The organism is Streptomyces sp. NPDC051218, assembly GCF_044455475.1.
Lineage (GTDB): Bacteria > Actinomycetota > Actinomycetes > Streptomycetales > Streptomycetaceae > Streptomyces.
In genome coordinates this window covers 54,004-77,001 of record NZ_JBITEU010000007.1, presented here as the reverse complement: position 1 = coordinate 77,001, position 22,998 = coordinate 54,004, and the positions used below count along the sequence as shown (strand labels likewise).

Sequence of the window (22,998 nt, the reverse complement as noted above, 5' to 3'; positions counted from 1 at the left end):
CACTGGGGTCGAGCAGAGGAACAGTCGTGAACGATGATGTCTGGTCACTGGTCCACGCGGAGCGCTCAGCGCTGATCAAGGATCTCGCGCGTCTGGATGACGAGCGGTGGGAGCGTCCGTCGCTGTGCGAGGGATGGACCGTGCACGATGTGGTGGCCCATCTGATCGACACGGCTCGCGCCACGCGCCTCGGCTTCGTGGGGGCCATGGTCCGGGCACGTTTTGATTTCGACCGCCAGAACGCACGCGGGGTGCAGCGGTGGCGCGGTGCCTCGCCGCAGGAGACGTTGGCGCGGCTGCGTCTGGTGGCTTCCCGGAGGTCGTCACCGCCGGCGCCCCTCGACACCCGGCTCGTGGAGGAGGTCGTACACGGCGAGGACATTCGTCGTCCCTTGGGGCTCACCCGCGCCTACCAGCCGGAGGCCGTGGACAGAGCACTCCGCCTCCAGGCGCGTACGTCGGCGTCCTTCGGCGGAGCCAAGGAGAAAGTGGCTGGAGTCCAACTGGCCCCGTGCGACGCCGATTTGCTGATCGGGGAGGGCGCGCCCGTGCGCGGAACCGCGCTGTCGCTGCTGCTGGCCATCTCCGGGCGCCGGGAAGCGCTGGACGAGCTGGAGGGGCCAGGAGCGGACAGGCTACGGGCGGCCGGCTGACGATCTGCCGGCCGACGGGATGGGCTTCGGTGCGGGCTTCGGTGCGGCCCGCCCGCGGTGGGCCGGGGCGGCCCTACAGGCCCGGCGGGCCCTGCTCCACGCGGCGCAGCACTGGGGTGAGGCGGTCGAGCCCTTCGCCGGTCTGGACCTGACGTTCGTCCCACCAGGTGACGCCCGCCTCGGCCAACGGGCCGATCAGGTCACGGGCCTTGGCGTCGTCGTCGCCCGGCGATGCGCCGCCGAGGACGATGTCGAAGGGGGAGTCGGAACGGCCCTCTCGCTGCTCTTTCACGTAGCTCACGAGGTCGTGGACCTGGTCGATCGGCGGCACGTATCCGTGTTTGGCGTCGGTGAACAGCGGGACCGCGCCGTCCCAGCGGGCGGCCCGGCGCATGGGCGGCCGGTTCGGCCAGAATCCGGCGACCCAGATCGGCGGCCGAGGGCGTTGCACCGTCGCCGGCAGCAGCGTCACGTCACGTGCCTGGTAGTGCCGTCCGTCGTGGTTGACCGGCTCACCCGACCAGTAGCGTTGCAGCAGGTCCAGGCCCTCGTCCAGCCGCTCGGCGAGCACCTTCGGGTCGGTGGTGTCGCCGAAGCTGCCGTACTCGTCCTCGATGGGGCCGCCGAGCCCCGCACCGAAGGTGACCCGGCCGCCGCTCAGGACGTCCAGGGTCGCCACCTGGCGGGCGAGCTGCTGCGGGCGCCGCCGGGCGACCGGCGTGACCAGCGTGCCCAGCCTGATCCGGGAGGTGGCGAGCGCGGCGGCGGTCAGCAGCATCCAGGGGTCCCCGAAGGGCCTGCCCGCGTGCTTGCGGTGCTGCACGTGGTCCCAGACGAACAGCCCGTCCCACCCTGCTTGTTCCGCCGCCACGGCCAGCTTCGCCACGGTCCTGGGATCTGCGAAGTCACCGAAGTTCGGAATGTTCACCGAGAAACGCATCTCCGCATCCTGCTGCACCGCACTGGGGTCGGCAACCGCAATACGTGCCCCGAGAGGCTCAGGCGAAGCCCTCGGCGAAGGCGGCAGTGGGAAGTGGCGCCAGGGTGTCCTCCCAGCGGGCCAGCGTGTACACGCGCGTGCCGCGCGAGAGCGCCTCCAGGTGGTATCTCGAACGGGAGGTACGGCTCTCGATGGCGTAGGCCCAGCCGGGGACGGCCCCGGCCCGAACATCGGGTCACCGATGGATGTCCGCCCCCGGACCAAGCGGCAGGCCCAGGCCGTAGAAGAGGCCTAGGACCGCGAGCCAGGCGATCAGGAACGGGACCACGAACACCGAGAGTCGGGACAGGACCGTGCCCAGTTGGGCTCCGGGTTCGTAGCGGCGCAGGATCGTCAGCATCAGGAAGACGTACGGGTTGAGCGGCGTGATCATCTGGGTCGCCGAGTCGCCTATTCGGAACGCCGCCTGGGTGACCGCGGGTTCCATGCCGATGAGCATGAACGCCGGTACGAAGACCGGTGCGACCAGGGACCACAGGGCCGAACCCGAAGTGACGAACAGGTTCAGGACGCAGACCAGGAGGACGAAGAGGACCAGGCCCGTGAAGCCTGTCAGGCCCGCGGATTCCAGGAGGTCCGCGCCGTTCACCGCGAGCAGGGTGCCGACGTTGGACCAGTCGAAGACTCCGATGACCTGGGATATCACCAGGATCAGCACGATGTACCCGGACATTCCGGTGATCGACTCGGCCATCATGCGGGGCGCGTCCTCGGCGTGCTTGAGGGTGCCGACGGTACGGCCGTAGACGACACCCGCGAGGACGAACGCGACGAACAGCAGCGGCACGATGCCGTCGAGGACCGGCGAAGGGACCAGCGCACCGCCCTCGCCGCGCAGCGGGGAGCCCGGCAGCAGCCAGCACGTGATGACGACAGCCGCGTAGAGGAGCACGGCGAGGCCTGAGCGCAGCAGGCCCGTGCGCTGGCGGGCGGTGACATTGACGGTGACGGTGACCGTCACGCCTTCCGCCTCGGCCGGCTCTGACCCGGAGTCGGAGTCGGAGTCGGCCGTCGTGTCCGGCCGTGGCAGGCGGGGTTCCAGGACGCGGGAGATGAGGAAGCCGCCGATCAGGGCGAGCACGCAGCTGGCGGCGGCTGTGTAGAAGTAGTTGATGAGGATGTGCGTGGGGGCGCTCCCGCCGCCCGGCACGACCGCGGCGGCCTGATGAGTGATGCCGGTGTAGAGCGCGTCGAGCGCGCCGATGGAGAATCCGGCCGCGTAGCCCGCGCAGACGCAGGCGAAGCCGCCGATGAGGCCCGCGATCGGGTTGCGGCCCGCGTTCTTGAAGGCGAGTGCGGCCAGCGGCGGGATCACCAGGATCGCCACGTCGCTCATCAGGTGCGCCTGGCAGGAGACGAAGGCGACCAGGTAGGGCAGCAGTCGCCTCGGAGCCCGTGCGATGGACGCGCGTACGGCCGTTTCGAGCAGGCCCGTCTTCTCGGCGACGCCGACCGCGGCCATCATCAGCAGGACGGTGCCCAGCGAGGGGAATCCCGTGAAGTTCGGGATGAAGTTCTCGAGCAGCCAGCGCACGCCCTCCCCGCTGAACAGCCCCTTCACCGCGAGTGTCTTGTCCTCGCCCGGCACCGTGACGGTGGTGTCGGTGGCCGCGAGAACCGTCGACACCGTGCCGATGATCAGGAACAGGCCGAGGAACAGCAGCACCGGATGCGGCAGCTTGTTGCCCGCGCGCTCGATGCCGTTCAGGACCTTGTCGAGCATGGACCGGGGCGGCGGGCCGCCGGCCGGCGTCTTCGCGGTGGTGGCCGAGGTGCTCATCCGGCGGCTCCTTGCGATGGCGTGCCGCTCGCCGCGGAGGTTTCGCTCGCCGCGGGCGTACCGCTCGCCACAGGGGCAGTCAGCGCCAGGCCGAGCGTGTCCTTGCGTACGGCGCCGCGCTGGGCGACGAGCACGATGCGGGCCGGGTCGGCGAGCACCGAGATGTCCGCGAGCGGATCGCCGTCGCACATCACCAGGTCACCGTGTTTGCCTGCTTCAAGCGTGCCGATCTCCGCGGAGAGGCCGAGGAGTTCGGCGGCGCTGCGCGTACCTGTCTCGATGGCCCGCGCCGGGGTCATGCCCAGGGAGACGAGATGGGAGAGCTCGCGCAGGTTGCGGCCGTGCGGCACCATCGCCGCGTCGGTGCCCATCGCGATGCGTACGCCGTCGGAGATCGCCGCGGCGATGTTCTCCCGGGTGATGCCGGACCAGCGGACCTTCTTCTCGTAGTGGAAGGGCTGCATGGTCGAACGGTCGATGCCGTCGAACACCGTCGACAGGGTCGGCACCACGAACGTGCCGTGCTCCCCCGCCAGTTCACGTGCCTGCGCGGTGAGGCCGTAACCGTGCTCGACACTGCTCACGCCGCCGCGGATCGCGTTGATGATGCCCGCGGTGCCCTGTGCGTGCGCCGCCACGGGCCGGCCACCGTGCCGGGACACCTCGTCGACGACCGTGCGGATCTCCTCCACGGTCAGGCCCTCGTCGTCGGGCTGGTCGTAGGGGCTGCTCATGCCGCCGGTCGCACAGACCTTGATCACGTCCGCGCCGGAGCGGAGCAGGCGGCGCACCGCTACCCGCACCTCGTCCGGGGTGTCGGCGATCTCGCCCACCCCGGCGCTGGGGTCGAAGCCGCACTCCGAGCGGAAGTCGGCGTGGCCGCCGGTGTGGCTGAGGATGCGGACCGCGGTGTGCAGCCGGGGTCCTGTGGTGAGGCCCGCGGCGACCGCGTCCCGGTACCCGGCCGGCAGACCGCCCAGGTCGCGGGCGGTGGTGATCCCCGCCTCCAGGGTGATGCGCAGCCGCTCCGCGGTGCGGAACGTCTCCACGGTCGGGTCGCTCTCGTGGCGGCGGACCATCTGCCGTGGCGATTCGATGGCGAGGTGGACGTGGGTGTCGATGAAGCCCGGCAGGACCGTGCGTCCCGCAGCGTCCACGGTGCGGGTCCTTGCGGGCGCCTCCGGTGCCGTCGCGGCCGGTCCGGCGTGAACGATCGTGCCGTTCCCGTCGATGTCGATGACGGCGTCCTCGACAGGGGACGCGCCGGTGCCGTCGATCAGGCGGGCCCGGATGATGCGCAGAGAGGAGAACTGTTCGTGGCTCATGGCCGACGATCCTCGGTATCAGGAATCACGACTGTGTAAAATCGCCGGAATCTTTCACCAGAACGCCATCTACGCAGGATTCGGCACACCTCATGGACGCGCGCCGCACGGACACTCATCCCACCGACACAAGCCTCGTGGACTCGCAGCGAGCGCCCACGCTGGACGAGCTGGATCTCGCCATCGTGCACGCCCTCCAGATCCAGCCCCGGGTGCCCTGGGTGCGGATGGGCGAGGTTCTTGAGGTCGACGCGGTGACAGTCGCCCGCCGCTGGGACCGCATGGTGCGCGCGGGCGTGGCCTGGGTCGACGGCTACCTGTCACCCGGGCACGACGAGGGCGTCTACGCCCAGATCGAGATCGACATGGACGGGCGCCTGAGCGAGGACACCATCGGGCAGCTCGCCCGCGATCCCCATGTGCTGAGCCTCAAGCAAACCTCGGGCGGGCGTGATCTGCTCGCCATCGTCGGCGCCACCGATCTCGACGGCCTCGCCCGGCTCTCCGGCGACCGGGTATCGCAGCTGCCCGGTGTGCGCGCCGTACGCAGCCATGTCATCACCGCGGCGCCCTTCGAGGGAGCTTCCTGGCGGCTGCGCAGTCTCACCCGGCAGCAGCGGAGCGCCCTGACCGTGGAACGGCCCGCGGTGCCCGACGAACCGCTGCGGCCCCTCGACCGCCGTATCGCCCTCGCGCTCGGCACCGACGGCCGTATGCCGCTGACGGAGCTGGCCCAGACCGTCGGCGCCTCCGCCGCGACCGTCCGGCGCCGGTTGCGCGTCCTGACCGGGACCGGGCGGCTCTCCCTGCGCTGCGCGCTGGCCAGGCCGCTGACGGGCTTCCCGGTATCGGTCGTCTACTTCGGCTCGGTGCCCGCCCAGCATCTCGACGAGACGGTGAGCGCGCTGCGTACCCTGCCCGGCCTGCGCATGTGCAGCATCACGGCGGGCGCGCACAATCTGGTGCTCGACATCTGGCTGCCGACCCTGTCCGAGGTCCACACCACCGAGGCACTGCTCAACAGCCGCCTCGCGCACCTGGATCTGCGCATCACGGAGCGTGCGGTGGTGTTGCGCACGATCAAGCACGTGGGGCGGGTACTCGACCGCCGAGGGCACAGTCTGGGTTCCGCTCCGCTCAACTACTGGGATGCGTGAGAGTCGACTACTGGGACGCGTGAGAGCCGATGCGCTCAGCCCGTGGCCGCTTGCCGCTTCCTCAGTGCCTCACCGAGAGCCGCGCGGACCGGGCTCGGCAGCGGCTCGCCCTCCGTCGTGGCGATCAACTCCTCTGCCACCGCGCGCAGTTTGGTGTTGGAGTGCTGCGACACCTCGACCAGGATCTCCCACGCCTCATCCGCGGTACATGGACCCAGCGTCATCAGCATGCCCCGTGCCTGGTCGATGCACGGGTGGGACTCCATGGCGCGATGCAGGTCGTTGACCTCGGAGCGCAGCGCCTTGATCTCGGCGAGCTCTTCCGCGCATTCGTTGTCGGGGGCCTGCGGCGCGGAGCCGCAACGAGGGTTCAGTGCCGATGTGTTGAGAGAGTCCGGTGAGGAAGCCACCTGCTCTGCCTCTCGTCCGCTCGGGCTGCCTCTGTCGGGCCGGCAGAACCGTTGATGAGCCGAGCATCGCAGATTCCGCACATCCCTGGCCATAGTTTGTGATTCTGTGCGTGCGGCAGCGCCGGTGGCTGTGTGTCCCAACCAACCGGCGCCTACGTCGCACAGCGCTGTGCTTCCGCAGCGACCGGGTAGCCACCTGCATTGATCTCAAACGGGTGGGCGGGCTCAGGGTTCAGCGCTGGCGGACAGGGCGTACGACGATTTCGTTGACGTCGACGTCGGACGGCTGCGCCAGGGCGTACGAGACGGCGCTCGCGATGGCCTCGGGCCCGATCGCGTGCGCCCGGTAGGCGTGCATGGCCTCGGCGGCTCCGGCCTCGGTGATGGTGTCGGCGAGTTCGGAGTCGACCACGCCGGGCGAGACGGTGGTGACCCGTACCGAGGGGTCCAGTTCCTGGCGCAGGCCCTCGGTGATCGCCCAGGCCGCGTACTTCGTGCCGCAGTAGACGGCGCCGGTGGGGACGACCTCGTGGGCGCCGATGCTCGCGACGGTGACGAAGTGTCCCGAGCCCTGCGCGGCGAACACGGGCAGAGCGGCGGCGATCCCGTGCAGCAGGCCGCGGACGTTCACGTCGATCATCCGGTCCCACTCGTCGACGAGCAGGGAGTCGAGGCGGGAGAGGGGCATGACGCCGGCGTTGGCGACGAGGACGTCGACGCGGCCGTGGTGGTCGCGGGCGTCCTGGACGAAGGCCGCGACGTCCGCGCGGTCCGTCACGTCCAGGCGCGCGGGATGCAGGCTGCCGCCGGAGCGGGCGGCCGCCTCGGCCGTGCTCCCGGCCAGGGCGCGCAAACGGTCGGTGCGGCGCGCGCCGGCCACCACGACGTGCCCCTCGGCCACCAGTCGCGCGGCGACGGCCGCTCCGATTCCGCTGCTCGCGCCGGTGACGAGGACGACCTTGCGGTCGACGGGACGGGCGTCGGGGCGCTCGGCGGACTGGATGTGTTCCGGTTGTTGTGTGGTCATGACGTCGAGGCTGGCGTGACCGAAGAGCCCGCGGGAGAGGCGGCGTTCTCCTGGGTGCAGCGCACCCAGGAAGCGCGGCGGACCCGGACCTAGCATGGGGGCATGGCACGCTCAGAGCTCGGCGCCTACCTCACCGCCCGTCGCGCCCACGTCTCCCCGGCCCAGGCGAATCTCCCCGTCACGGGGCATCGCCGGGTGCCAGGGCTGCGACGTGAGGAGGTGGCCCTGCTCGCCGGGGTCAGCGCCGACTACTACGTACGCCTTGAGCAGGGGCGGGAGCGCTCGCCTTCCGGGCAGGTGCTCGATGCCCTGGCCACGGCCCTGCGGCTGGACGAGGACGGCAGGCTGCACCTGTTCCGGCTCGCCGGCATCGGGCCGCGCGCCAGGGCCGCGGCCGTGGCGGAGCGGGTCGCGCCGAGCCTGCTGTCCCTCATGGATGCCTGGCCGCACAATCCGGCCATCGTCTACAACCGCGCCTACGACGTCCTCGCCTCGAACGCGATCGCCGACGCGCTCTTCCACGGCTGGACGCACTCGCGCAACCTCCTGCATGTCGTGTTCACCGACTCCGCGGCCCGCGCCTTCTACCGCGACTGGTACGACGTGGCGCGCAACACCGTGGCCGGTTTCCGGCTCGGTCACGGGGCGGCGCCCGATGATCCGCGGGTACGGCAGGTGCTCGGCGAACTGCTGGAGCAGAGCCCGGAGTTCGCCGGACTGTGGGCCTGCCACGATGCCCGGGGCAAGGCACTTGAGCGCAAGAGCTTCGAGCATCGCGATGTCGGGCCTTTGACGCTGACCATGCAGACCTTCGACGTCCGCTCGACGCCGGGCCAGGAACTCGTCGTCTACCACGCGGAGCCGGCCTCTCCCAGCAGCGAGGCGCTCGCACTCCTCGGCTCGCTGGCCGCCACCTCGCGCCGAGAGCGCTGAGCCCTCGCTCCCCCGCGCCCCCTGACGCACCAATTCGGAGGGAGTCCGCCTCAACAGCCCACCTTCGGACGGACATGCACGCTAGCGTCACGGCAACTCACTGTTCGGCGGGAGGGGCAGGGATGCGGCGCTCGGCTGAGCAATTCGCGCTGCTGGGACGGGTGGCTGACATGCAGCGCACCACCGATGGATGGGCGACGGCAGGGCCCGGCCTCGATGAACGCACCACGAGCCCCCTGGTGAGACTCGGGCTCGCCCGGGTGGCGCCCCGCGAGGAACGGACGGAGCTGTCCTCGACTGCGGGCCGTCCGGTCCCGTGGGCGGTTCAGCTGACGGCCGACGGGTGGGACGCGCTCCTCTACGCACAGGTGAGGGCCGCTCCGCCACCAGTCGGTGATCCGGCGCCCGGCCTGCAGCAAGTAGGCCTGCGCCGATCGGAGTTGGACGCCCTGCGGCGCTTCGTCGAACTCCGCGGACGACTGCACCACGAGCCCGCGTCGGGCCTGGAGTCGGCCGTGGACGCAGCCCGTTTCAGCGCCGCGTCCAACCGGTGGGTCGTGTATGTGAGCGGTGAGCAGATGCAGTCGATGGCACGCGCGTTCTTCCTCGAACGACTGGCAGGCTCAGCGGCACCCGCCAACCGCTTCTCCCGTGTCTACGGGGTGAGTTACACGCCCCCTCCTCTCACCGGCATACCTGAACCGGAGCGCGGCAAGCTCGGCTGACGCCGGCCTGCTTCCTTCCGGCCCGTAAGGTGGCCGCTCGGACGACGGAGGAAGAGGGAGGCGGCATCCTATGGGCGGCGATGTTCTGCGCTGGAGCGACTACCGCAGCATGCCGTGGAAGAACGGTGGCGGCACGACCCGGGAGGTCGCTTCGGGCGTCGTGCGGGGGCCCCTTGGCGCGGTGGAGCCGGCGGAGCCGGTGGACGGTTTCGACTGGCGGGTGAGCGTCGCGGACGTGGACGCGGGAGGAGCCTTCTCTTCCTTTCCCGGCATCGATCGCGTGATCACCCTGATCGAGGGCGATGGCATGGTCTTGACCGTGGACGGGGTCCCTGAAGTGGTGCGTCCGTTGAGCCCGTACGCCTTCTCCGGTGACGCGGCGACGGACTGTCGCCTTGAGGCCGGTGCCGTGCGCGACCTGAACGCGATGACCCGCAGGGGCCGCGCGACCGCACAGGTGCGGATCGTCACCGTCACCTCCGAAGCGGGGATGCGGAGCGACGAGGGTGAGGTGCTGCTCGTCATGGCTGCCACCGAGGGGATCACCGTGGGCGGCCCGGACGGACAGGACACCGCGCTCGGCCGTCTCGACTGTGTGCGGCAGGAGGGCTCCGGGGCGCTGGCTCTCCGGGGCGACGGCTCGGTGGCCGAGATCAGGATCACCGCGGCGAGCTGACAGTGAGCCGCAGGGTTTCGATGTCTCCCCACCCGCGTGCGTCGAGTCTTTCCCGTAGCGCCAGTTCGGGGGCGGCGTAAATGAGCAGTCGCTGGGGTGGCCGGAGGTTCTTGGCGAGGGCCACGAGAATCTCCAGGGCGCCGTTGGCCAGGTAGTGCACACCCGTCAGGTCGACGGTGATCTCTTGGGTGGTGCCGCGCTGTGCGTTCAGGGCCATGGCCAGCGCACCCTTGTGCGCGCCCAGGACCTCTCCGAACAGGCACACGCCGTCGGTGGCGGTGGAGGGCACGATGAGCAGCAGATCGTCGGCGAAGTAGCCACGCATGAGAAGTCCTGGGTGCCGTGCACCGTCGAGAAGGAGCGGAGCTCAGGGAAGGCGGGGGCCTCGGAGGGAGCGGCGCGTCTTCGCGGTGCCAGGTGGCGGGGGCCGAGCCCCGCGGATACAGCCGCTGGCGGTGGGGCCATACTCCGAGCCCGAGAGGTCGCCGGTACGCCGCTGCCGCGCTGACGGCGAGCAGTCGTCCCACGGACTAGGTCAACAGGCTACTCCTGTAAGGGTCTGGACCGACAGGGCCACAACACGCCCCTTTGACTCATGGCGTGTTGTGGCCCTGCTGGCGCGTTATGGCTCTGCGGGCGGGATGTGGCCCTGCAGGCGGGTCAGGTGCCCGCCGACACCGGGGAGTCTGCCTGGTCGCCCACGGAGTCCTGCGTCGCGGACTTCGGTATCGGCCGGTCGTGCCGCAGGGCGCTCCACACCTTGTGCGAGGCCTTCTCCAGCGGCAGGACCCGTCCCGAGTCCTGGGAGTCGTAGGTGACCGGCATCGTGACCATGTTGGTGCGGTCGGGGCTGATGCCCTTCAGCTCCTTGCCAAGACCGAGGAGCTTGTCCGCGGACGCCAGTTCGGAGTCCGCGCTGATGGTCTTGGTGGCGGTGTCCGCCAGGTCGTAGGACTTGGCGGGGCTGCCCAGCGGATCGACCGTCTCGGCACGGTGGATAAGCGCCTTGATGAACGCCTGCTGGAGCTGGATGCGGCCCAGGTCGCTCCCGTCACCGACGCCGTGCCGGGTGCGGACGAGCTCCAGTGCCTGCTTGCCCTGGAGCGTGTGCTTGCCCTGGCTCAGGGCGAGACCGCTGTTGGGGTCGTGGATCGCCTTGCGGGTGGTGATGTCCACACCGCCGAGCTCGTCGATGAGCTTCTGGAATCCCTTGAAGTCGACTTCGAGGTAGTGGTCCATGCGGACGCCCGACATCTTCTCCACCGTCTTCACGGTGCACGCCGGTCCACCCACCTGGTAGGACGAGTTGAACATGGCCTGCTGCGCGCCGGCCGCCGTGCCGCCGTGCGGCTTCGCGCACTGGGGCCGCTCGACCATCGTGTCGCGCGGAATGCTGACGACCGAAGCCTTCTTGTGGGTCTTGTCGACGTGCAGGACCATCGCCGTGTCGGCGCGGGCACCACTGATGCCGCTGCCGTAGTGGCCGTGGGTTCCCGCCCGGGAGTCGGACCCGAGCAGGAGGATGTTCATCGAGCCGTCCTTCTGCTCGCTGGGCCGGTCCTTCCCGAGCGCGGCGTTCATGTCCGTGCCCTGGATGTTGCCGTTGAGGTGCTGCCATGCGTAGGCGGCACCTCCCCCGCCGATCAGGAACACTCCCAGCGCGCCCCACGCGACGTAGCGCAGGGTCTTCTTCTTCGGCTTGCGCCGGGACCCCCGTACCCGCGGGGGTCCGTAGCCGGGCACTGCGGGGCCTTCGGCCATGTGCGCCTGCTGCTCGTTGCTGCTCTCGTGCGGCATGCGCTGCCCCTTCTCCTTGATTCTCTTTGACCGGCGGCTCAGCGGGCTGGACGACCGGCGTCTTCGTGGGCTGGTCGGCCCGTGGCTCAGTACGCGGAGTCGACGTTGTCGATCGAGCCGTACTTGTCGGCGGCGTAGTTGGCGGCCGCGGTGATGTTGGCGACCGGGTCGGTCAGGTTATTCGGCGTGCCGGACACGTGGTACGCGTCGAAGGTCGGCTGGATCACCTGGAGCAGACCCTTGGACGGCGTGCCGTTCTGCGCGTTCACGTCCCAGCCGTTCTGGGCGTTGGGGTCACCGGCGGACTCACGGATGATGTTGCGGTGCAGGCCCTCGTAGGAACCGGGGATGCCCTTGGACTTCATGATGTCCAGGGACTCCTTGATCCAGCCGTCGAGGTTGTTGGGGTAGTCCTTCTCGGCCTTCGCGGCGGCCTGGGAGACACTCTTGCTCGCAGCGGCCGGCTCGGCGGCGTGGGCCTGCGAGGGCACCAGCGTGAGGGCGGCGGCAGCTGCACCGGCGGTGGCGATACCGGCGACGGAGATCTTGCGCAGTCGGGTCGTGCGGCCGGGCTTGGTCTGCGTCTGAGTAATGGCCATGCGGGGGTAACTCTCCAATGCGAAGTCTGTTGAGGAGTGGCTGGGCCGAGGCGGGCGATTTCGCCCGATCGATCCCGTCTCTCCGGAACTTCAGCAAGGGTTAGCGGTGGCAGGAGCAGGACGCAATGATGTGACGTACTACCGAGGTACGCAGGACGCCCCTGGTCAGACGCCCCGCAGGGGACCTACGGCCGCCCGTGGACCCGCCACGGGATCTACTACCGCCCTTAGCATGTGACGTGGCTCCTATGGGTGGGCTCACAGCTGGAGCGGGGTTTGGCGGGGCCGCGGAGCTTTTTGCCGGGCGCCTTCGCCACCCGTTCCTGCGGGCGGACTCCGGGGGCGGTGCCGCGTCCGATGTAGCGTCCCCGCTGCCCGTCCTGGCGAGCGCGCCCGGTCGGCGTGGTGGCTGGCTTCTTCGGGGCGGGTGGGCGACAGCGTCATGACCGTCCCCGCGTTGCGGCGGGCCGGACGCACGATGCGGGTGGCGACCGCGCCGCCTAATCCCCTCACTCTCGCCGTCACGCTTCCCGCGACCGCGATGTCACCGGGGTGGCGGCAGTGCCCGTAGCGGCGGGCGCTCATGCCTGGGGCCTACGTCGGGCTGCTCGGCATGGTGACGGTGGTGATGCCGCGCATGGCATGACCACCGGTGGCCCCGGACGGCGTGCGGTCAGGGCTGTGCGCGAGTGGGGCGGCTGACGAGCTGGCCGCCGCAGTTGGGGCAGACGTCCTGCATGGCCGCGGCGCACGGTTCGCAGAACGTGCACTCGTAGGAACAGATCCTGGCCGGTGCGTCCCACGGCAGGGCCGCGTTCTCGCAGCGCTCGCAACGTTCACGCATTTCCAACGCCATGACTGCTCCCCCGTACCTCGTCGACCGATGTCTGCGAGGAAGGGTACGCGGGAGGGCCCTGCCCCGGGGGCTGCTACGGGCGTAGGGCCTCGGCGGACGGTCGGCTAGCGAGCAGCGCCGAGCCAGTCCTCGTAACGGGTGGAGCCCACGCGCGCGCCGGGCCCCGCGACGAGTACGTCACCCTCGACGGCCGCGAACATACCTGCCGTCTCGTCCGTGACGACGGTGCGGGAGTCCTTGTGGGCCGACAGCGTCAGACGGCCGAGCTCGTCGAGCGCGAAGACGTCGGGTCCTGCGACGTCGAGCGTGCCGTTGAGCGGTGCGGCGGTCGCGACGTCGGCGAGAGCCTGGACCACCTCGGCGGTCGCGATGGGCTGAATGGGCGTGGCCGGCAACCGGACGGTCCGGTCGTCGGCGGTCCAGGTCATGACCGCGTCCATGAACTCGAAGAACTGCGTGGCGCGCACGATCGAGTACGCGGTGGGCCCTTGGCGCAGCAGGTCCTCCTGGAGGACCTTCGCCCGGTAGTAGTCCAGCTGCGGCACCTGGTCGACGCCGACGATGGACAGGACGACCTGATGGCGGACGCCCGCGCGCTTCCCCGCCGCCAGCAGGTTCCCCACGGTGGTGCGGAAGAAGTCCAGCGAGGCTTCGTCGAACGTAGGTGAGTTCGACACGTTGACGACCGTCTCCGCGCCCTTGAGCGCCTCGTCGAGGCCCTCGCCGGTGAGCAGGTCGACTCCGGTCGAAAGGGATGAGGCGACTACGTCGTGTCCTGCGTCGCGGAGCCGGGAGACGAGCTGGGAACCGATCAGTCCGGTGCCGCCGATGACCGTGATGTTCATGATCGTGCCTCTCTGAGAACCGAGAACCCCTGTCGGCTAACTCGGATACCTGATGTCCGAGATAATACTCGGATATCCTGTGTCCGAGTCAATCGGGAGGATGCATGAAACTGTCCGGTGGCGTGGAGTGGGCACTGCACTGCTGTGTGGTCCTGACCGCGGCAACCGAGCCGGTCCCGGCCGCGCGGCTCGCGCGGCTGCACGACGTCTCGCCCAGTTATCTGGCCAAGCAGATGCAGGCTCTGTCCCGGGCTGACCTGGTGAAGTCCATCCAGGGCAAGACGGGCGGTTACGTCCTGACCAGGGCGGCCGGTGACATCACGGTCCTGGACGTGGTGCAGGCCGTCGACGGCGCGAGTCCGGCGTTCACGTGCACCGAGATCCGTCAGCGTGGCCCCTTCGGGACGCCGCCCGAGGACTGCACCAAGGCGTGCCCGATCGCCCGCGCGATGACCGCGGCCGACGCCGCCTGGCGAGCGTCCCTGCGGGCAGTCTCCGTCGCCGACCTGGTCGGCTCGGTCGAACGGGACAGCGGGCCCCAGGCCCTGCCGGCCATCGGAACGTGGCTCGACGCGTCCGACGGCCCCGGTGGCCCCGACGCCTCCTCCGGCCGAGAGGCGCACGGCCCGACGTAAATGCTCGCGCCCCCCGGCTTTCGCCGGGGGGCGCGAGCACTCACCTCGTCCACGCCTAGAAGCGCGGGGCAGCCTTGCGGTTGGCCGCCCTGAGGCCGGCGATCGTGAGCGCCACGACCAGCAGTGAGGCCAGCGTCGCGGCCACCGCCGCCAGGGTCGGGAGCGGCGCTGCCACCCAATCGGGCCGCAACACATAAGCGAGCGTCCGGGAGTTGATCCGATCGTCCACGAGGTGGGCGAGGGACAACCCGCCGGCGATCAAGGTGCTCGCCACTGCCACGATCGGCGACCTGCTGAAGCAGAGCGCCGCGCCCGCCACGGCGCAGAGGGCGGAGACGCCGAGTGCGGCGAACAGACCGAGGGTGGAGGCGTCCGACCAGTTGAGCGGGAAATGAGCCGCCGCACAGAGCAGAAGGAGTACGCCCGCCACACGGCGCAGCCACACCAGGGCTGTCTTGCCCTGCGCCTGTGTCCCCTCCGCGGCCGCGGCCTCGGAGGTGGGGGCGGGGGCGGTTGCGGGCTGGGCCGCCGCCGCGGTGGGCGGCGCGAGCGGCGCGGCCGGGACCGCGACGTCGGGATAGTCGGCTTCCTTGTGCTCTCTGAGGCTGCCGATCAACTGCATCAGATCCTCGACGGACCGGGTCGTACCGGCGGCGTGCACCGCCTCGGCGCCGCTGTGCGGATCGTACGGAGGGCGGGACAGCAGATGGACGAGACGGCCCACCTCCGGAACGGGCCGTTCCTCGGCGGCATGCCGAATGGCCTCGTCCATGTGCTCGGCGGGGTGCTTCGGCGGGCCGAGCAGTTCCACCAGCCGGGTGACGTCGTCGACGGAGCGGGCGACGGCTGCCAGGCGGAGCACCGATGCTGCGGTGGTCACGCCGTCGGGTGACTGCTCCAGGAGGGTGACGAGGTCGACGACGTCGTCCAGCGGCCTGGACACCACGGCGACGCGTATGAGCTCTTCCACGGCGTCCTCGTCCGGGCCCGGCGGCGCCTGCGCCATGGGTTCGTCGTCGGTGTCCGGCACCTCTGGCGGGGGCTCGTCGTCGGCGCCGTTCGCGTCCCACTCCGGGGGAACGTCGTCGGTCTCGTGCTCGGCTGCCTGCGGCCACGGGGCGGGCTGGTGGGCGGGTGGGGCGCCGAGCTGCGCGGTGCCCCAGTGAACCGACGTCGACAGCAGAGGTTCGCCGGTTCCGGAAGTGTCCCCCGCGGCAGAGAATGACTCAGCGGCCATTTTCGATTCTCCATTCCAGCGGGACGTCCTCGCCCCGCACGTGATCGTGTCTCCCGTTCTATGCACGCTTCTTTCGCCCCGCCACTGGAGAACCCGCCCCGACGCCGCCGCCAGCCCTCCGGGGACCACCCAGGGACGTCACCGGCAAATGCGTACTCCCATACGGCAAATGCATGAACAACCATCTGGCCGGCTCCTGGAATCGCTGCGCCTCGGAGAGATCCTCACCGGCACGGTCACAGCCATCGAACGGTTCGGAGTCTTCGTCGCGCTGGACGACGGGCGCGTGGAACCTGGAGGCCCGACTGTCCCTGCGGGCGCTGCAGACGGACCCGTTCACGGAATCCGCCGACCGCACAGCGCCGGGACGCCGAGATCGAGGGGCTGGTCCACCTGAGAGAACTCGCAAGCCTGAGCCCATGGCGTGCGTCGGCCTGGACTTCACCGGGCGTGCGGCGGCCTGAGGCTCACTGCTTGAGGTAGGGCTTGAGGAGGGTGTTCCAGGATTTGCTGATCTTCTTGTACTCGTCCTCGCACTGGCCGGCTCGGGCCGACGGCAGGGCGCCGTCCGGGTTGTCGTCGCTCTCGACGAGGCCCTGGTAGCCACCGGGGTTGGAGCCGTACAGCCAGCAGGTCCAGTTGTAGAGACGCTGCGCGCTCAGGGAGTGTTCGTCGGAGTAGAGCTCGAGCATGTCCGAGGCGGACTTGTTGAGCTCCTTCTCGTCTCAGCCACGTACTTGTCGTGCGGTTGATCGCCGGTGGTGAGCAGCACGACAGCGAGCTGGTCGGCAATGGAGTACGCGGGCACTACGAAACCGACGTGGTGTGGAGTGCTGAGCGGATCGCGATAGCGGGCGATGGTCTTGGTCAGCTACTTCTCGACGGCGGCTTCGGCCCAGCTGTCGGCGGGAGAGCCGCGGCGATGCAGTCGAGGACGCGTCGGAGCCCGTTGCGGAACTGGTCCTCGCGGCTCAGGTGCGGCTGGCGTGCCTCCGTCACGATCTTCGTGAAGATCGGGAACTCCCCGCTCTTCACCAGCCGGTCGACGTACGGATGACTTCGCGCCATCCACTCCGACTCGCTGAGCCCGCTGCGGCGGATCTCCATGGCGGAGCCGATCTCCTCGCGGACGGTGCCCTCGACGTAGCTGTGCAGCAGGGCCACGAGGCCGAGGTTCTCGTCGATGGACACGAAGGCGTCGAGCACCCCCATCAGCCGCTCGACCAAGAGCAGTTGGTTGGGGCCGAAGCTCGGGAGCGACTGCTGCACGCCGGCGATCCACGGGTGCCTCTTCCACATGGCCCGGAGCCCCTCGGCGTAGCGGGTCAGGTCGGCGCGCCAGTCTCCCGAGGGCATCCCCGTGACGTCGATCTCGCCCATCACCTGGTCGGCCATGAGCGCGACCAGGTCCTCGCGGCTCGGGACATACCGGTAGAGGGACATCGCGCCGGCGCCGAGTTCGGCCGCGATCCGCCGCATGGTGGCGGTTTCCAGACCCTCGGCGTCGGCGATCCGGACGGCCGCCTCGGTGATCTTCGCCCGGCTGTAAACCGGCGTCGGCCCATAGGCAGAGCGCTCGGGCCGCATCCAGATGTTCACGTACTCGGCGTCGGCCACCGTTCCACCTCCATGGTTGCGTACATAGTACCCAGTCCTCTAGCGTGACCGCCATGACCGCGTACAAGGTACCCAGTGGAGGGGTCATGCCTGGTCCGATCGTGGTCGCCGAGGGGCTGCACAAATCCTTCGGCGATACCCATGCCCTGCGAGGGCTGGACCTGAGTGTCCCGAGAGGAGCGGTCTACGGCGTCCTGGGGCCGAACGGCGCGGGCAAGACGACCGCGGTGCGCATCCTGTCGACGTTGTCCGATCCCGATGCCGGGCACGCCCGCATCGCCGGGTACGACGTCGTGCGCGAGGCCGGCAAAGTACGCACGAGGATCGGACTCGCGGGCCAGCACGCCGCCGTGGACGAAAAGCTCACCGGGCGTACCAACTTGCGCATGTTCGGGCGCCTTTCCCACCTGTCCCGGCCCGAAGCGCGGCACCGCGCCGACGAACTGCTCGAACGCTTCGGCCTGATGGAAGCCGCCGACCGGCAGGTCACCGGCTACTCCGGCGGCATGCGACGCCGCCTCGACCTGATCACCAGCCTCATCCTGCGCCCCGAAGTGCTCTTCCTGGACGAGCCGACCACTGGCCTGGACCCGCGAAGCCGCGGCGAGATCTGGGCCAACGTCCGCGAGCTGGTGGCGGACGGCACCACGGTGCTGCTCACCACGCAGTACCTGGACGAGGCCGACCAGCTGGCCGACGACATCGCCGTCGTCGACCACGGACGGGTGATCGCCACAGGCACACCCGACGAGTTGAAGGCCACGATCGGCGACCACATCGACGTCGAACTCGAAGACTCCTCCGACCTGTTACCGGCGGCGGCCGTACTGAAGGCCCTTGCCGCCGGGACCGATCCCACGACGACCGGCACCGACCGGCTCAGCGTCGCTCTGCCCGGCGGCGCCCTCCGCCTCTACGACATCGTGCGCGAGCTCGACCACGCGGGGATCGCCGCAGCCGACGTCCGGCTGCGCCGCCCCACCCTCGACGAGGTATTCCTGCGCCTCACCGACCGGAAGGACCCGGCCCGATGACGGACCTCGCCCCGCCGTTGGGCCGCCGGCTGCGGTGGACGTTCACCGACGGGCTGACTCTGGTCGGCCGTGAGCTGGGACGGCTGCGGCACGCTCCCGGCGAACTCGTCGCCGCGCTGATCTTCCCGGCCGTCATGGTCGTGCTCTTCGGATACGTCTTCGGCAGCGCGATCCAGGTGCCGGAGGGCGGCGACTACCGCGAGTACCTCATGCCCGGCCTTTTCGCCATGGTGACCTTCTCCGCGTGGCTCGGGATCATGACGCGGATGGCCGCCGACGCCTCCCGCGGTGTGATGGACCGGTTCCGCTCCATGCCCATGGCGCGCCTGGCGGTGCCGTTCGGGCAGACCGGCGCCGACCTGCTGACCGGCCTCATGATGCTGGCCACGATGGTGGGCACGGGCCTGCTGGTGGGTTGGCAGCCGCACCGGGGCCTGATCCCCACCGCCCAGGCGTTCCTGCTGATGGTCGTGTTGCGGTACGCGCTCAGCTGGGTGGGCGTCTACGTGGGCCTTGCCGTGAAGAACGACCGGACCGCCGACGCGATGGTGCCGCTGGGCCTGCCGTTCACGATGCTGTCGAACGCGTTCGTCCCGACCGACGGCATGCCCGGCTGGCTGCGCTTCCTGGCCGACTGGAACCCGGTGAGCGCGCTCACCGCTGCCGCACGCGAGCTGTTCGGCAACCCGGGCGCCCCGTCCGGGAACGTGGCCTGGCCACTCGCGCATCCGGTGACCACCGTCCTCCTCTGGTCGGCCGCGCTGCTGGTGGTCTTCGTCCCGCTGTCGCTGCGCGCCTACGTGCGCAGCGGACGCTGAACGCTCCAGGCGGCTGCCCCGCGGACCGATCGCCGTTCACCGCTGCGGAGAGCGGCGCGCAACGACCGACGCCGACACCAACACCACCTTGGAGACGCCATGAGTCTGTTCCGACTCGATGCCAGCATCCTTCCCGGCACATCCGACAGCGCCGAACTCGCCGACCTCGTGGAATCGGAGTGGGCCGCAGTACACCGGGACGCCCCGGTGATACGCCGCCATCTGGGCACCCAGCCGCTCCCCGCCGACGCCTGGGCGCACGCACACATCGGCAACTTGACGCCCGAACCCGACCGCACCCCCGCCCAGCGCGACGCACTCACCCTCGCCAGAACGCTCACCGCGGAACTAGAGGCCGCCGACGCGGTGGTGCTCGCCGTGCCGCTGTACAACTTCGGTGTCTCCCAGCACTTCAAGACCTGGGTCGACCTGGTCATCGCCGGGGCGCCGCTGGGCAGCCCGGTGCTCAAGGGCAAGCCGACCGTCCTGGCCACCGTGCGAGGCGGCGGCTACGCTCCCGGTACTCCGCGCGAAGGCTGGGACCACTCCACCCCGTACCTCAAGCGCATCCTCGCCGACGTGTGGCAGGCCGACCTCGTCGTGATCGAACGCGAACTCACCCTTGCCGCCACCACCCCCGGCATGGAACACCTTCAGGACCTCGCCGCCGAGCAGCACACCACAGCCCTGGCCGCGGCCCGAAGCGCCGGGCGCTGTAGTGCGGCTTCGTGGTAGCTTCCGTATACAAGGTGTATGCGATCTCTGGGGGTAGCGGTGGCGTCGGGTCGGGAGAAGGCTTACGCGTACCTCAAGGAGACGGTGCTCACGGACCCCGCCATGCAGGGGGAGTTCCTCTCCGAGCAGGACATCGCCGATCGCATCGGTGTCTCGCGCACCCCGATCCGCGAAGCTCTGCTCCTGCTGGCCGCCGAGGACCTGGTCGAGTTGGTGCCCAAGCGTGGTGCGCGGGTGGCGCCCCTTTCGGGGCGTGAGATCACCGAGCTGATGCAGCTCCGCGGGATCGTCGAGCGGTACGCGGCGCAGCACGTCATCGATGCAGGGCGGGCGCCGGTACGGGAGTTGGGCGCATGCCTGGATCGGCAGCGCGCGCTGAGCGGGCCCGAACAGGCCAAGGAGTTCATCGACGTGGACCACCTCTTCCACTCGTCGCTCGTGTCGGCCGTGGGCAACTCACTGCTCGACCGGCATTACGAGGGGCTGCGCAGCCGCCAGGTGCGGGCCGGAGTCGTGGCCCTCTACAACCAGCAGGGCCGTCAGGAAGCGGTGCTCGACGAGCACCGGGCGATCGTGGACGCCCTCGCGGCCGGTGACACGCAGGCTGCCTGCGCCGCGATCGACAGCCACTTGGAGTCGACCCTGAAGGTGCTGCTCGCCGGCTAGCCGGACGGAAGGACGGGCGGGCGCCGATGTGGGTTGCGCTGGGCCGCGTTGCTGTCGGGCCTGAGGGCGGGTCTCGGCGGGAGCTCTCAAGCCCGACAGCCCTGCGGGTAAAGGGAGTTGTCGGCCCGCCTCCGCTCAGCGCCGCTCCCCCAGCCGCCGGTTGGCCAGCACCGGGATGTTCTTGCGGACCGCAGTGACCTCGTCGGCGTCCACGTCGACCAGTTTCAACTCCGGCTCGGCCCCCAGACGGTGGCGTACGGTGCCGTCGGGGCCGACGAGCATGCTGTGCCCCACTCCGGTGGGCGCCGTGCCCCCGGCCGTGTCGCCCCCCGCGGCCGGGTCGGCCTGGTCGACTGCGGCGACCCACAGCGTGGCGTCCAGTGCGCGGGCCCGCACCAGCAACTCCCACTGGTCGATCTTGCCGGGGCCCGCGCCCCAGGAGGCCGCCAGCAGGGTGACTGCGGCCCCCGCGTCGGCGTGGGCCCGGAACAGCTCCGGGAAGCGCACGTCGTAACACGTGGCCAGACCCAGGCGTACGCCGTCCACGTCGATGGTGACGACCTGGGAGCCGGCGGCCACGCTGTCGGACTCGGCATAGCCGAACGCGTCGTAGAGATGGATCTTGTCGTACGCCGCTTCGACGCCGCGTCCGGTGGCCAGCAAGGTGTTGGCCACCCGGCCGCCCGACGCCGGGGTGAACATGCCCGCCACCACCGTGATGCCCGCCTCCTCGGCAACGGTGCGGACGGCGGTGGCCCAGGGGCCGTCCAGGGGTTCGGCGAGGGGCGCCAGAGGGGTGCCGAAGCAGGCCATCGACGCCTCGGGGAACACGACGATGTCCGCGCCGGCGTCGGCCGCGCGTGAGGTCCATTCCCTGATGAGGGCGAGGTTCTTGCCGGGCTCGGGGCCGGTGGTGAGCTGGCTCAGTGCGATGCGCACGGTGGGCCACCTTTCGGAGTCGGGAGGGGCGGGCAGGGCGGGCAGGGACCAAGAGCGCTGACGTTACGGAACGCGGGCTGCGGGGGCCGCCTCCGGGGTGGTGGCGCCGGCGAGCAGCTCGTCCTCCTTCTCGGCGTGGGCGGCGTCCCTGCCCAGGCCGAGCCCGATGAGGGTCACGGCTGCCGCCGCGGCGAGGTAGAGCGCCAGCGGGACCCAGCTGCCGTACGCGCTGAGCAGGGCGGTGAAGAGCAGCGGGGCGACCGCTCCGCCGATCAGGCCCGCCAGGGTGTAGGCGAGCGACGATCCCGTATAGCGCAGGCGGGGCGAGAATTGTTCGGCGACGAATGCCGCTTGCGGGCCGTACATGAAGGAGTGGATGGCCAGTGCTATTACGACGCCGCACACCAGCAGGAACCAGCTGTCGCCGTCGACCACGAGGAAGAACACGAACGGCCACACCCCCGCGGCGAGGGCGGAACAGCCGTACAGCAGACGGCGGTTGACCCGGTCGGACAGGGCGCCCGCCAGGGGGATGAGGAAGATCTGCAGAAAGGAGCCGACCAGGACGGCCGTCAGGGCGGAGCCGCGTGTCATGCCGAGTTCGTCGGTGGCGTACGTGAGGACGAACACGGTGAACATCGCGTACAGCACGTCGGGGGCGACCCGGCTGAGGATCGCGGCGCACAGGGCGCGGGGCTGGGTGGTGAAGACCTCGCGGATCGGCGCCTGCGGCCGGGACTCCTCGGCTTCCATGGCCTTGAAGACCGGGGTCTCCTCCAGCTTCGCCCTGATCCACAGGCCGAAGGCGACCAGGGCGCCCGAGAGCAGGAAGGCCACGCGCCAGCCCCAGGACAGGAACTGCTCCTCGGTGAGCAGCACACCCAGGGCGGCCAGTACGCCGTTGGCCAGGAGGTTTCCGGCGGGTGGGCCGATCTGTGCGGCGGAGGCGTAGAAACCGCGCCGGCGCGGGTCGCCGAACTCGCTGGACAGCAGGACCGCGCCACCCCACTCGCCGCCGACGCCGACGCCCTGCGCGAACCGCAGCAGGACCAGGGCGATGGGGGCGGTGATGCCGGCGGTGCCGTACGTGGGCAGGACGCCGATGAGGAAGGTGGCGGCGCCGATGAGGACCAGGGTGGCGATGAGGACTTTTTTGCGGCCGATCACGTCGCCGAGGCGGCCGAAGACGAAGCCGCCGAGTGGGCGGGAGACATAGCCGACGGCATACGTGGAGAACGCCAGGAGGGTGCCGGTGAGGGGGTCCTCAGAGGGGAAGAAGAGGTCACCGAAGACGAGGGCCGCCGCAGCGGAGTAGACCGCGAAGTCGTACCACTCCAGAGCGGTGCCGGTGAGGCTGGCGAAGAAGGCCCGGCGGATGCCGGAGCGGCCCGGTGTAGCCGTCGGTGGGCCCTGAGGGGTGTGCTGCATGCTTCCCGATCCTTGCGTCGAGGGGACATCGACCTGGACATCGACCTTCCGGCATACTTCTTGTATACAGGTCGTATGCGCAACCCCCGCGCCAGAAGTTGACCGT

At 70.1% G+C, this 22,998-nt stretch carries 25 protein-coding genes; 10 read left to right on the top strand and 15 right to left on the bottom strand.

The genetic code is table 11. From position 1 onward, the window contains the following. The first annotated feature begins 26 nt into the window (after nucleotides 1–26). On the top strand, nucleotides 27–653 hold the full coding sequence (locus tag ACIBCK_RS21525; protein ID WP_399392461.1) for a maleylpyruvate isomerase family mycothiol-dependent enzyme: 627 nt from the start codon (nucleotides 27–29) through the stop codon (nucleotides 651–653). Nucleotides 654–726: 73 nt separating this feature from the next. Here ACIBCK_RS21525 and ACIBCK_RS21520 read toward each other — a convergent pair whose 3' ends face one another. From ACIBCK_RS21520 to ACIBCK_RS21510, 3 genes are all read right to left on the bottom strand, one after another. Further along, nucleotides 727–1,593: an LLM class flavin-dependent oxidoreductase gene (locus ACIBCK_RS21520; protein WP_399392459.1), complete on the bottom strand. Its 867-nt coding sequence runs from the start codon at nucleotides 1,591–1,593 to the stop codon at nucleotides 727–729. Between the two features lie 235 nt (nucleotides 1,594–1,828). Continuing rightward, nucleotides 1,829–3,433, bottom strand: coding sequence for an AbgT family transporter (locus ACIBCK_RS21515; protein ID WP_399392457.1), 1,605 nt, complete (start codon nucleotides 3,431–3,433; stop codon nucleotides 1,829–1,831). Then, nucleotides 3,430–4,758, bottom strand: coding sequence for an amidohydrolase family protein (locus ACIBCK_RS21510; RefSeq protein ID WP_399392455.1), 1,329 nt, complete (start codon nucleotides 4,756–4,758; stop codon nucleotides 3,430–3,432). The genes ACIBCK_RS21515 and ACIBCK_RS21510 overlap by 4 nt, the downstream gene beginning before the upstream one ends. A gap of 137 nt (nucleotides 4,759–4,895) precedes the next feature. On the opposite strand from ACIBCK_RS21510, the gene ACIBCK_RS21505 reads away from it, so the two are divergent. Further along, the gene (locus ACIBCK_RS21505; RefSeq protein ID WP_399392453.1) at nucleotides 4,896–5,915 is read left to right on the top strand and encodes an Lrp/AsnC family transcriptional regulator; all 1,020 of its coding nucleotides are present in this window, start codon (nucleotides 4,896–4,898) and stop codon (nucleotides 5,913–5,915) included. A gap of 35 nt (nucleotides 5,916–5,950) precedes the next feature. On the opposite strand, the gene ACIBCK_RS21500 is transcribed toward ACIBCK_RS21505, so the two are convergent. After that, nucleotides 5,951–6,325, bottom strand: a complete 375-nt coding sequence (locus ACIBCK_RS21500; protein ID WP_399392451.1) for an ANTAR domain-containing protein — start codon at nucleotides 6,323–6,325, stop codon at nucleotides 5,951–5,953. A 232-nt stretch (nucleotides 6,326–6,557) separates the two neighbouring features. Further along, nucleotides 6,558–7,352 carry an SDR family oxidoreductase gene (locus tag ACIBCK_RS21495; protein WP_399392449.1) on the bottom strand — a complete coding sequence of 265 codons (795 nt, stop codon included), beginning with the start codon at nucleotides 7,350–7,352 and terminating at the stop codon, nucleotides 6,558–6,560. A 102-nt stretch (nucleotides 7,353–7,454) separates the two neighbouring features. Here ACIBCK_RS21495 and ACIBCK_RS21490 point away from each other — a divergent pair, with 102 nt between their 5' ends. From ACIBCK_RS21490 to ACIBCK_RS21480, 3 genes are all read left to right on the top strand, one after another. Continuing rightward, complete coding sequence (locus ACIBCK_RS21490; RefSeq protein ID WP_399392447.1) at nucleotides 7,455–8,285, top strand: helix-turn-helix domain-containing protein; 831 nt, start codon at nucleotides 7,455–7,457, stop codon at nucleotides 8,283–8,285. Nucleotides 8,286–8,455: 170 nt separating this feature from the next. After that, nucleotides 8,456–9,010 carry a DUF6417 family protein gene (locus tag ACIBCK_RS21485; RefSeq protein WP_399392445.1) on the top strand — a complete coding sequence of 185 codons (555 nt, stop codon included), beginning with the start codon at nucleotides 8,456–8,458 and terminating at the stop codon, nucleotides 9,008–9,010. A 70-nt stretch (nucleotides 9,011–9,080) separates the two neighbouring features. Further along, the gene (locus ACIBCK_RS21480; RefSeq protein WP_399392443.1) at nucleotides 9,081–9,686 is read left to right on the top strand and encodes a HutD family protein; all 606 of its coding nucleotides are present in this window, start codon (nucleotides 9,081–9,083) and stop codon (nucleotides 9,684–9,686) included. On the opposite strand, the gene ACIBCK_RS21475 is transcribed toward ACIBCK_RS21480, so the two are convergent. The 5 genes from ACIBCK_RS21475 to ACIBCK_RS21455 all read right to left on the bottom strand — a co-directional run bounded on the left by ACIBCK_RS21475 (nucleotide 9,670) and on the right by ACIBCK_RS21455 (nucleotide 13,783). Next, complete coding sequence (locus ACIBCK_RS21475; RefSeq protein ID WP_399392442.1) at nucleotides 9,670–10,011, bottom strand: hypothetical protein; 342 nt, start codon at nucleotides 10,009–10,011, stop codon at nucleotides 9,670–9,672. The two genes, ACIBCK_RS21480 and ACIBCK_RS21475, sit on opposite strands and share 17 nt — an antisense overlap. Before the next feature lie 335 nt (nucleotides 10,012–10,346). After that, complete coding sequence (locus tag ACIBCK_RS21470) at nucleotides 10,347–11,447, bottom strand: LCP family protein (RefSeq protein WP_399393111.1); 1,101 nt, start codon at nucleotides 11,445–11,447, stop codon at nucleotides 10,347–10,349. Between the two features lie 122 nt (nucleotides 11,448–11,569). Next, entirely contained in the window at nucleotides 11,570–12,082 is a 513-nt protein-coding gene (locus ACIBCK_RS21465) for a transglycosylase SLT domain-containing protein (RefSeq protein ID WP_399392440.1), read from the bottom strand. Nucleotides 12,083–12,755: 673 nt separating this feature from the next. Continuing rightward, on the bottom strand, nucleotides 12,756–12,938 hold the full coding sequence (locus ACIBCK_RS21460; RefSeq protein ID WP_367048164.1) for a DUF1272 domain-containing protein: 183 nt from the start codon (nucleotides 12,936–12,938) through the stop codon (nucleotides 12,756–12,758). 104 nt (nucleotides 12,939–13,042) lie between these two features. Further along, nucleotides 13,043–13,783 (bottom strand): SDR family oxidoreductase, encoded by a 741-nt coding sequence (locus tag ACIBCK_RS21455; protein ID WP_399392437.1) that lies wholly within the window; start codon nucleotides 13,781–13,783, stop codon nucleotides 13,043–13,045. 104 nt (nucleotides 13,784–13,887) lie between these two features. Here ACIBCK_RS21455 and ACIBCK_RS21450 point away from each other — a divergent pair, with 104 nt between their 5' ends. Next, on the top strand, nucleotides 13,888–14,418 hold the full coding sequence (locus tag ACIBCK_RS21450; protein ID WP_399392436.1) for an RrF2 family transcriptional regulator: 531 nt from the start codon (nucleotides 13,888–13,890) through the stop codon (nucleotides 14,416–14,418). A gap of 55 nt (nucleotides 14,419–14,473) precedes the next feature. Here the strand turns inward: ACIBCK_RS21450 and ACIBCK_RS21445 are convergent, their stop codons facing one another. The 3 genes from ACIBCK_RS21445 to ACIBCK_RS21435 form a co-directional block, all read right to left on the bottom strand. Beyond that, complete coding sequence (locus ACIBCK_RS21445; RefSeq protein ID WP_399392435.1) at nucleotides 14,474–15,655, bottom strand: hypothetical protein; 1,182 nt, start codon at nucleotides 15,653–15,655, stop codon at nucleotides 14,474–14,476. Between the two features lie 467 nt (nucleotides 15,656–16,122). Further along, complete coding sequence (locus tag ACIBCK_RS21440; RefSeq protein WP_399392434.1) at nucleotides 16,123–16,347, bottom strand: DUF4344 domain-containing metallopeptidase; 225 nt, start codon at nucleotides 16,345–16,347, stop codon at nucleotides 16,123–16,125. A 175-nt stretch (nucleotides 16,348–16,522) separates the two neighbouring features. Continuing rightward, nucleotides 16,523–17,272, bottom strand: coding sequence for a TetR/AcrR family transcriptional regulator (locus tag ACIBCK_RS21435; RefSeq protein WP_399392432.1), 750 nt, complete (start codon nucleotides 17,270–17,272; stop codon nucleotides 16,523–16,525). Nucleotides 17,273–17,358: 86 nt separating this feature from the next. Here ACIBCK_RS21435 and ACIBCK_RS21430 point away from each other — a divergent pair, with 86 nt between their 5' ends. The 4 genes from ACIBCK_RS21430 to ACIBCK_RS21415 all read left to right on the top strand — a co-directional run bounded on the left by ACIBCK_RS21430 (nucleotide 17,359) and on the right by ACIBCK_RS21415 (nucleotide 20,525). Next, on the top strand, nucleotides 17,359–18,306 hold the full coding sequence (locus tag ACIBCK_RS21430) for an ATP-binding cassette domain-containing protein (protein ID WP_399392431.1): 948 nt from the start codon (nucleotides 17,359–17,361) through the stop codon (nucleotides 18,304–18,306). Then, the gene (locus ACIBCK_RS21425; RefSeq protein ID WP_399392429.1) at nucleotides 18,303–19,124 is read left to right on the top strand and encodes an ABC transporter permease; all 822 of its coding nucleotides are present in this window, start codon (nucleotides 18,303–18,305) and stop codon (nucleotides 19,122–19,124) included. Before ACIBCK_RS21430 ends, ACIBCK_RS21425 begins: the two co-directional genes overlap by 4 nt. 99 nt (nucleotides 19,125–19,223) lie before the next feature. Then, nucleotides 19,224–19,859: an FMN-dependent NADH-azoreductase gene (locus ACIBCK_RS21420; RefSeq protein ID WP_399392427.1), complete on the top strand. Its 636-nt coding sequence runs from the start codon at nucleotides 19,224–19,226 to the stop codon at nucleotides 19,857–19,859. Nucleotides 19,860–19,877: 18 nt separating this feature from the next. Beyond that, nucleotides 19,878–20,525 (top strand): GntR family transcriptional regulator, encoded by a 648-nt coding sequence (locus tag ACIBCK_RS21415; RefSeq protein WP_399392425.1) that lies wholly within the window; start codon nucleotides 19,878–19,880, stop codon nucleotides 20,523–20,525. Nucleotides 20,526–20,660: 135 nt separating this feature from the next. On the opposite strand, the gene ACIBCK_RS21410 is transcribed toward ACIBCK_RS21415, so the two are convergent. Together ACIBCK_RS21410 and ACIBCK_RS21405 are read right to left on the bottom strand one after the other, a co-directional pair. Further along, nucleotides 20,661–21,464: a carbon-nitrogen hydrolase family protein gene (locus tag ACIBCK_RS21410; protein WP_399392424.1), complete on the bottom strand. Its 804-nt coding sequence runs from the start codon at nucleotides 21,462–21,464 to the stop codon at nucleotides 20,661–20,663. A 63-nt stretch (nucleotides 21,465–21,527) separates the two neighbouring features. Next, nucleotides 21,528–22,892: an MFS transporter gene (locus ACIBCK_RS21405; protein WP_399392422.1), complete on the bottom strand. Its 1,365-nt coding sequence runs from the start codon at nucleotides 22,890–22,892 to the stop codon at nucleotides 21,528–21,530. Nucleotides 22,893–22,998 lie beyond the last annotated feature (106 nt).

Coding starts and splice junctions, on each gene's coding strand:
- ACIBCK_RS21520 (WP_399392459.1), bottom strand. CDS start 1,593: ATGCGTTTCTCGGTGAACATTCCGAACTTCGGTGACTTCGCAGATCCC.
- ACIBCK_RS21515 (WP_399392457.1), bottom strand. CDS start 3,433: ATGAGCACCTCGGCCACCACCGCGAAGACGCCGGCCGGCGGCCCGCCG.
- ACIBCK_RS21510 (WP_399392455.1), bottom strand. CDS start 4,758: ATGAGCCACGAACAGTTCTCCTCTCTGCGCATCATCCGGGCCCGCCTG.
- ACIBCK_RS21495 (WP_399392449.1), bottom strand. CDS start 7,352: ATGACCACACAACAACCGGAACACATCCAGTCCGCCGAGCGCCCCGAC.
- ACIBCK_RS21490 (WP_399392447.1), top strand. CDS start 7,455: ATGGCACGCTCAGAGCTCGGCGCCTACCTCACCGCCCGTCGCGCCCAC.
- ACIBCK_RS21485 (WP_399392445.1), top strand. CDS start 8,456: ATGCAGCGCACCACCGATGGATGGGCGACGGCAGGGCCCGGCCTCGAT.
- ACIBCK_RS21480 (WP_399392443.1), top strand. CDS start 9,081: ATGGGCGGCGATGTTCTGCGCTGGAGCGACTACCGCAGCATGCCGTGG.
- ACIBCK_RS21475 (WP_399392442.1), bottom strand. CDS start 10,011: ATGCGTGGCTACTTCGCCGACGATCTGCTGCTCATCGTGCCCTCCACC.
- ACIBCK_RS21470 (WP_399393111.1), bottom strand. CDS start 11,447: ATGGCCGAAGGCCCCGCAGTGCCCGGCTACGGACCCCCGCGGGTACGG.
- ACIBCK_RS21465 (WP_399392440.1), bottom strand. CDS start 12,082: ATGGCCATTACTCAGACGCAGACCAAGCCCGGCCGCACGACCCGACTG.
- ACIBCK_RS21460 (WP_367048164.1), bottom strand. CDS start 12,938: ATGGCGTTGGAAATGCGTGAACGTTGCGAGCGCTGCGAGAACGCGGCC.
- ACIBCK_RS21455 (WP_399392437.1), bottom strand. CDS start 13,783: ATGAACATCACGGTCATCGGCGGCACCGGACTGATCGGTTCCCAGCTC.
- ACIBCK_RS21450 (WP_399392436.1), top strand. CDS start 13,888: ATGAAACTGTCCGGTGGCGTGGAGTGGGCACTGCACTGCTGTGTGGTC.
- ACIBCK_RS21445 (WP_399392435.1), bottom strand. CDS start 15,655: ATGGCCGCTGAGTCATTCTCTGCCGCGGGGGACACTTCCGGAACCGGC.
- ACIBCK_RS21440 (WP_399392434.1), bottom strand. CDS start 16,347: ATGCTCGAGCTCTACTCCGACGAACACTCCCTGAGCGCGCAGCGTCTC.
- ACIBCK_RS21430 (WP_399392431.1), top strand. CDS start 17,359: ATGCCTGGTCCGATCGTGGTCGCCGAGGGGCTGCACAAATCCTTCGGC.
- ACIBCK_RS21425 (WP_399392429.1), top strand. CDS start 18,303: ATGACGGACCTCGCCCCGCCGTTGGGCCGCCGGCTGCGGTGGACGTTC.
- ACIBCK_RS21420 (WP_399392427.1), top strand. CDS start 19,224: ATGAGTCTGTTCCGACTCGATGCCAGCATCCTTCCCGGCACATCCGAC.
- ACIBCK_RS21415 (WP_399392425.1), top strand. CDS start 19,878: ATGCGATCTCTGGGGGTAGCGGTGGCGTCGGGTCGGGAGAAGGCTTAC.
- ACIBCK_RS21405 (WP_399392422.1), bottom strand. CDS start 22,892: ATGCAGCACACCCCTCAGGGCCCACCGACGGCTACACCGGGCCGCTCC.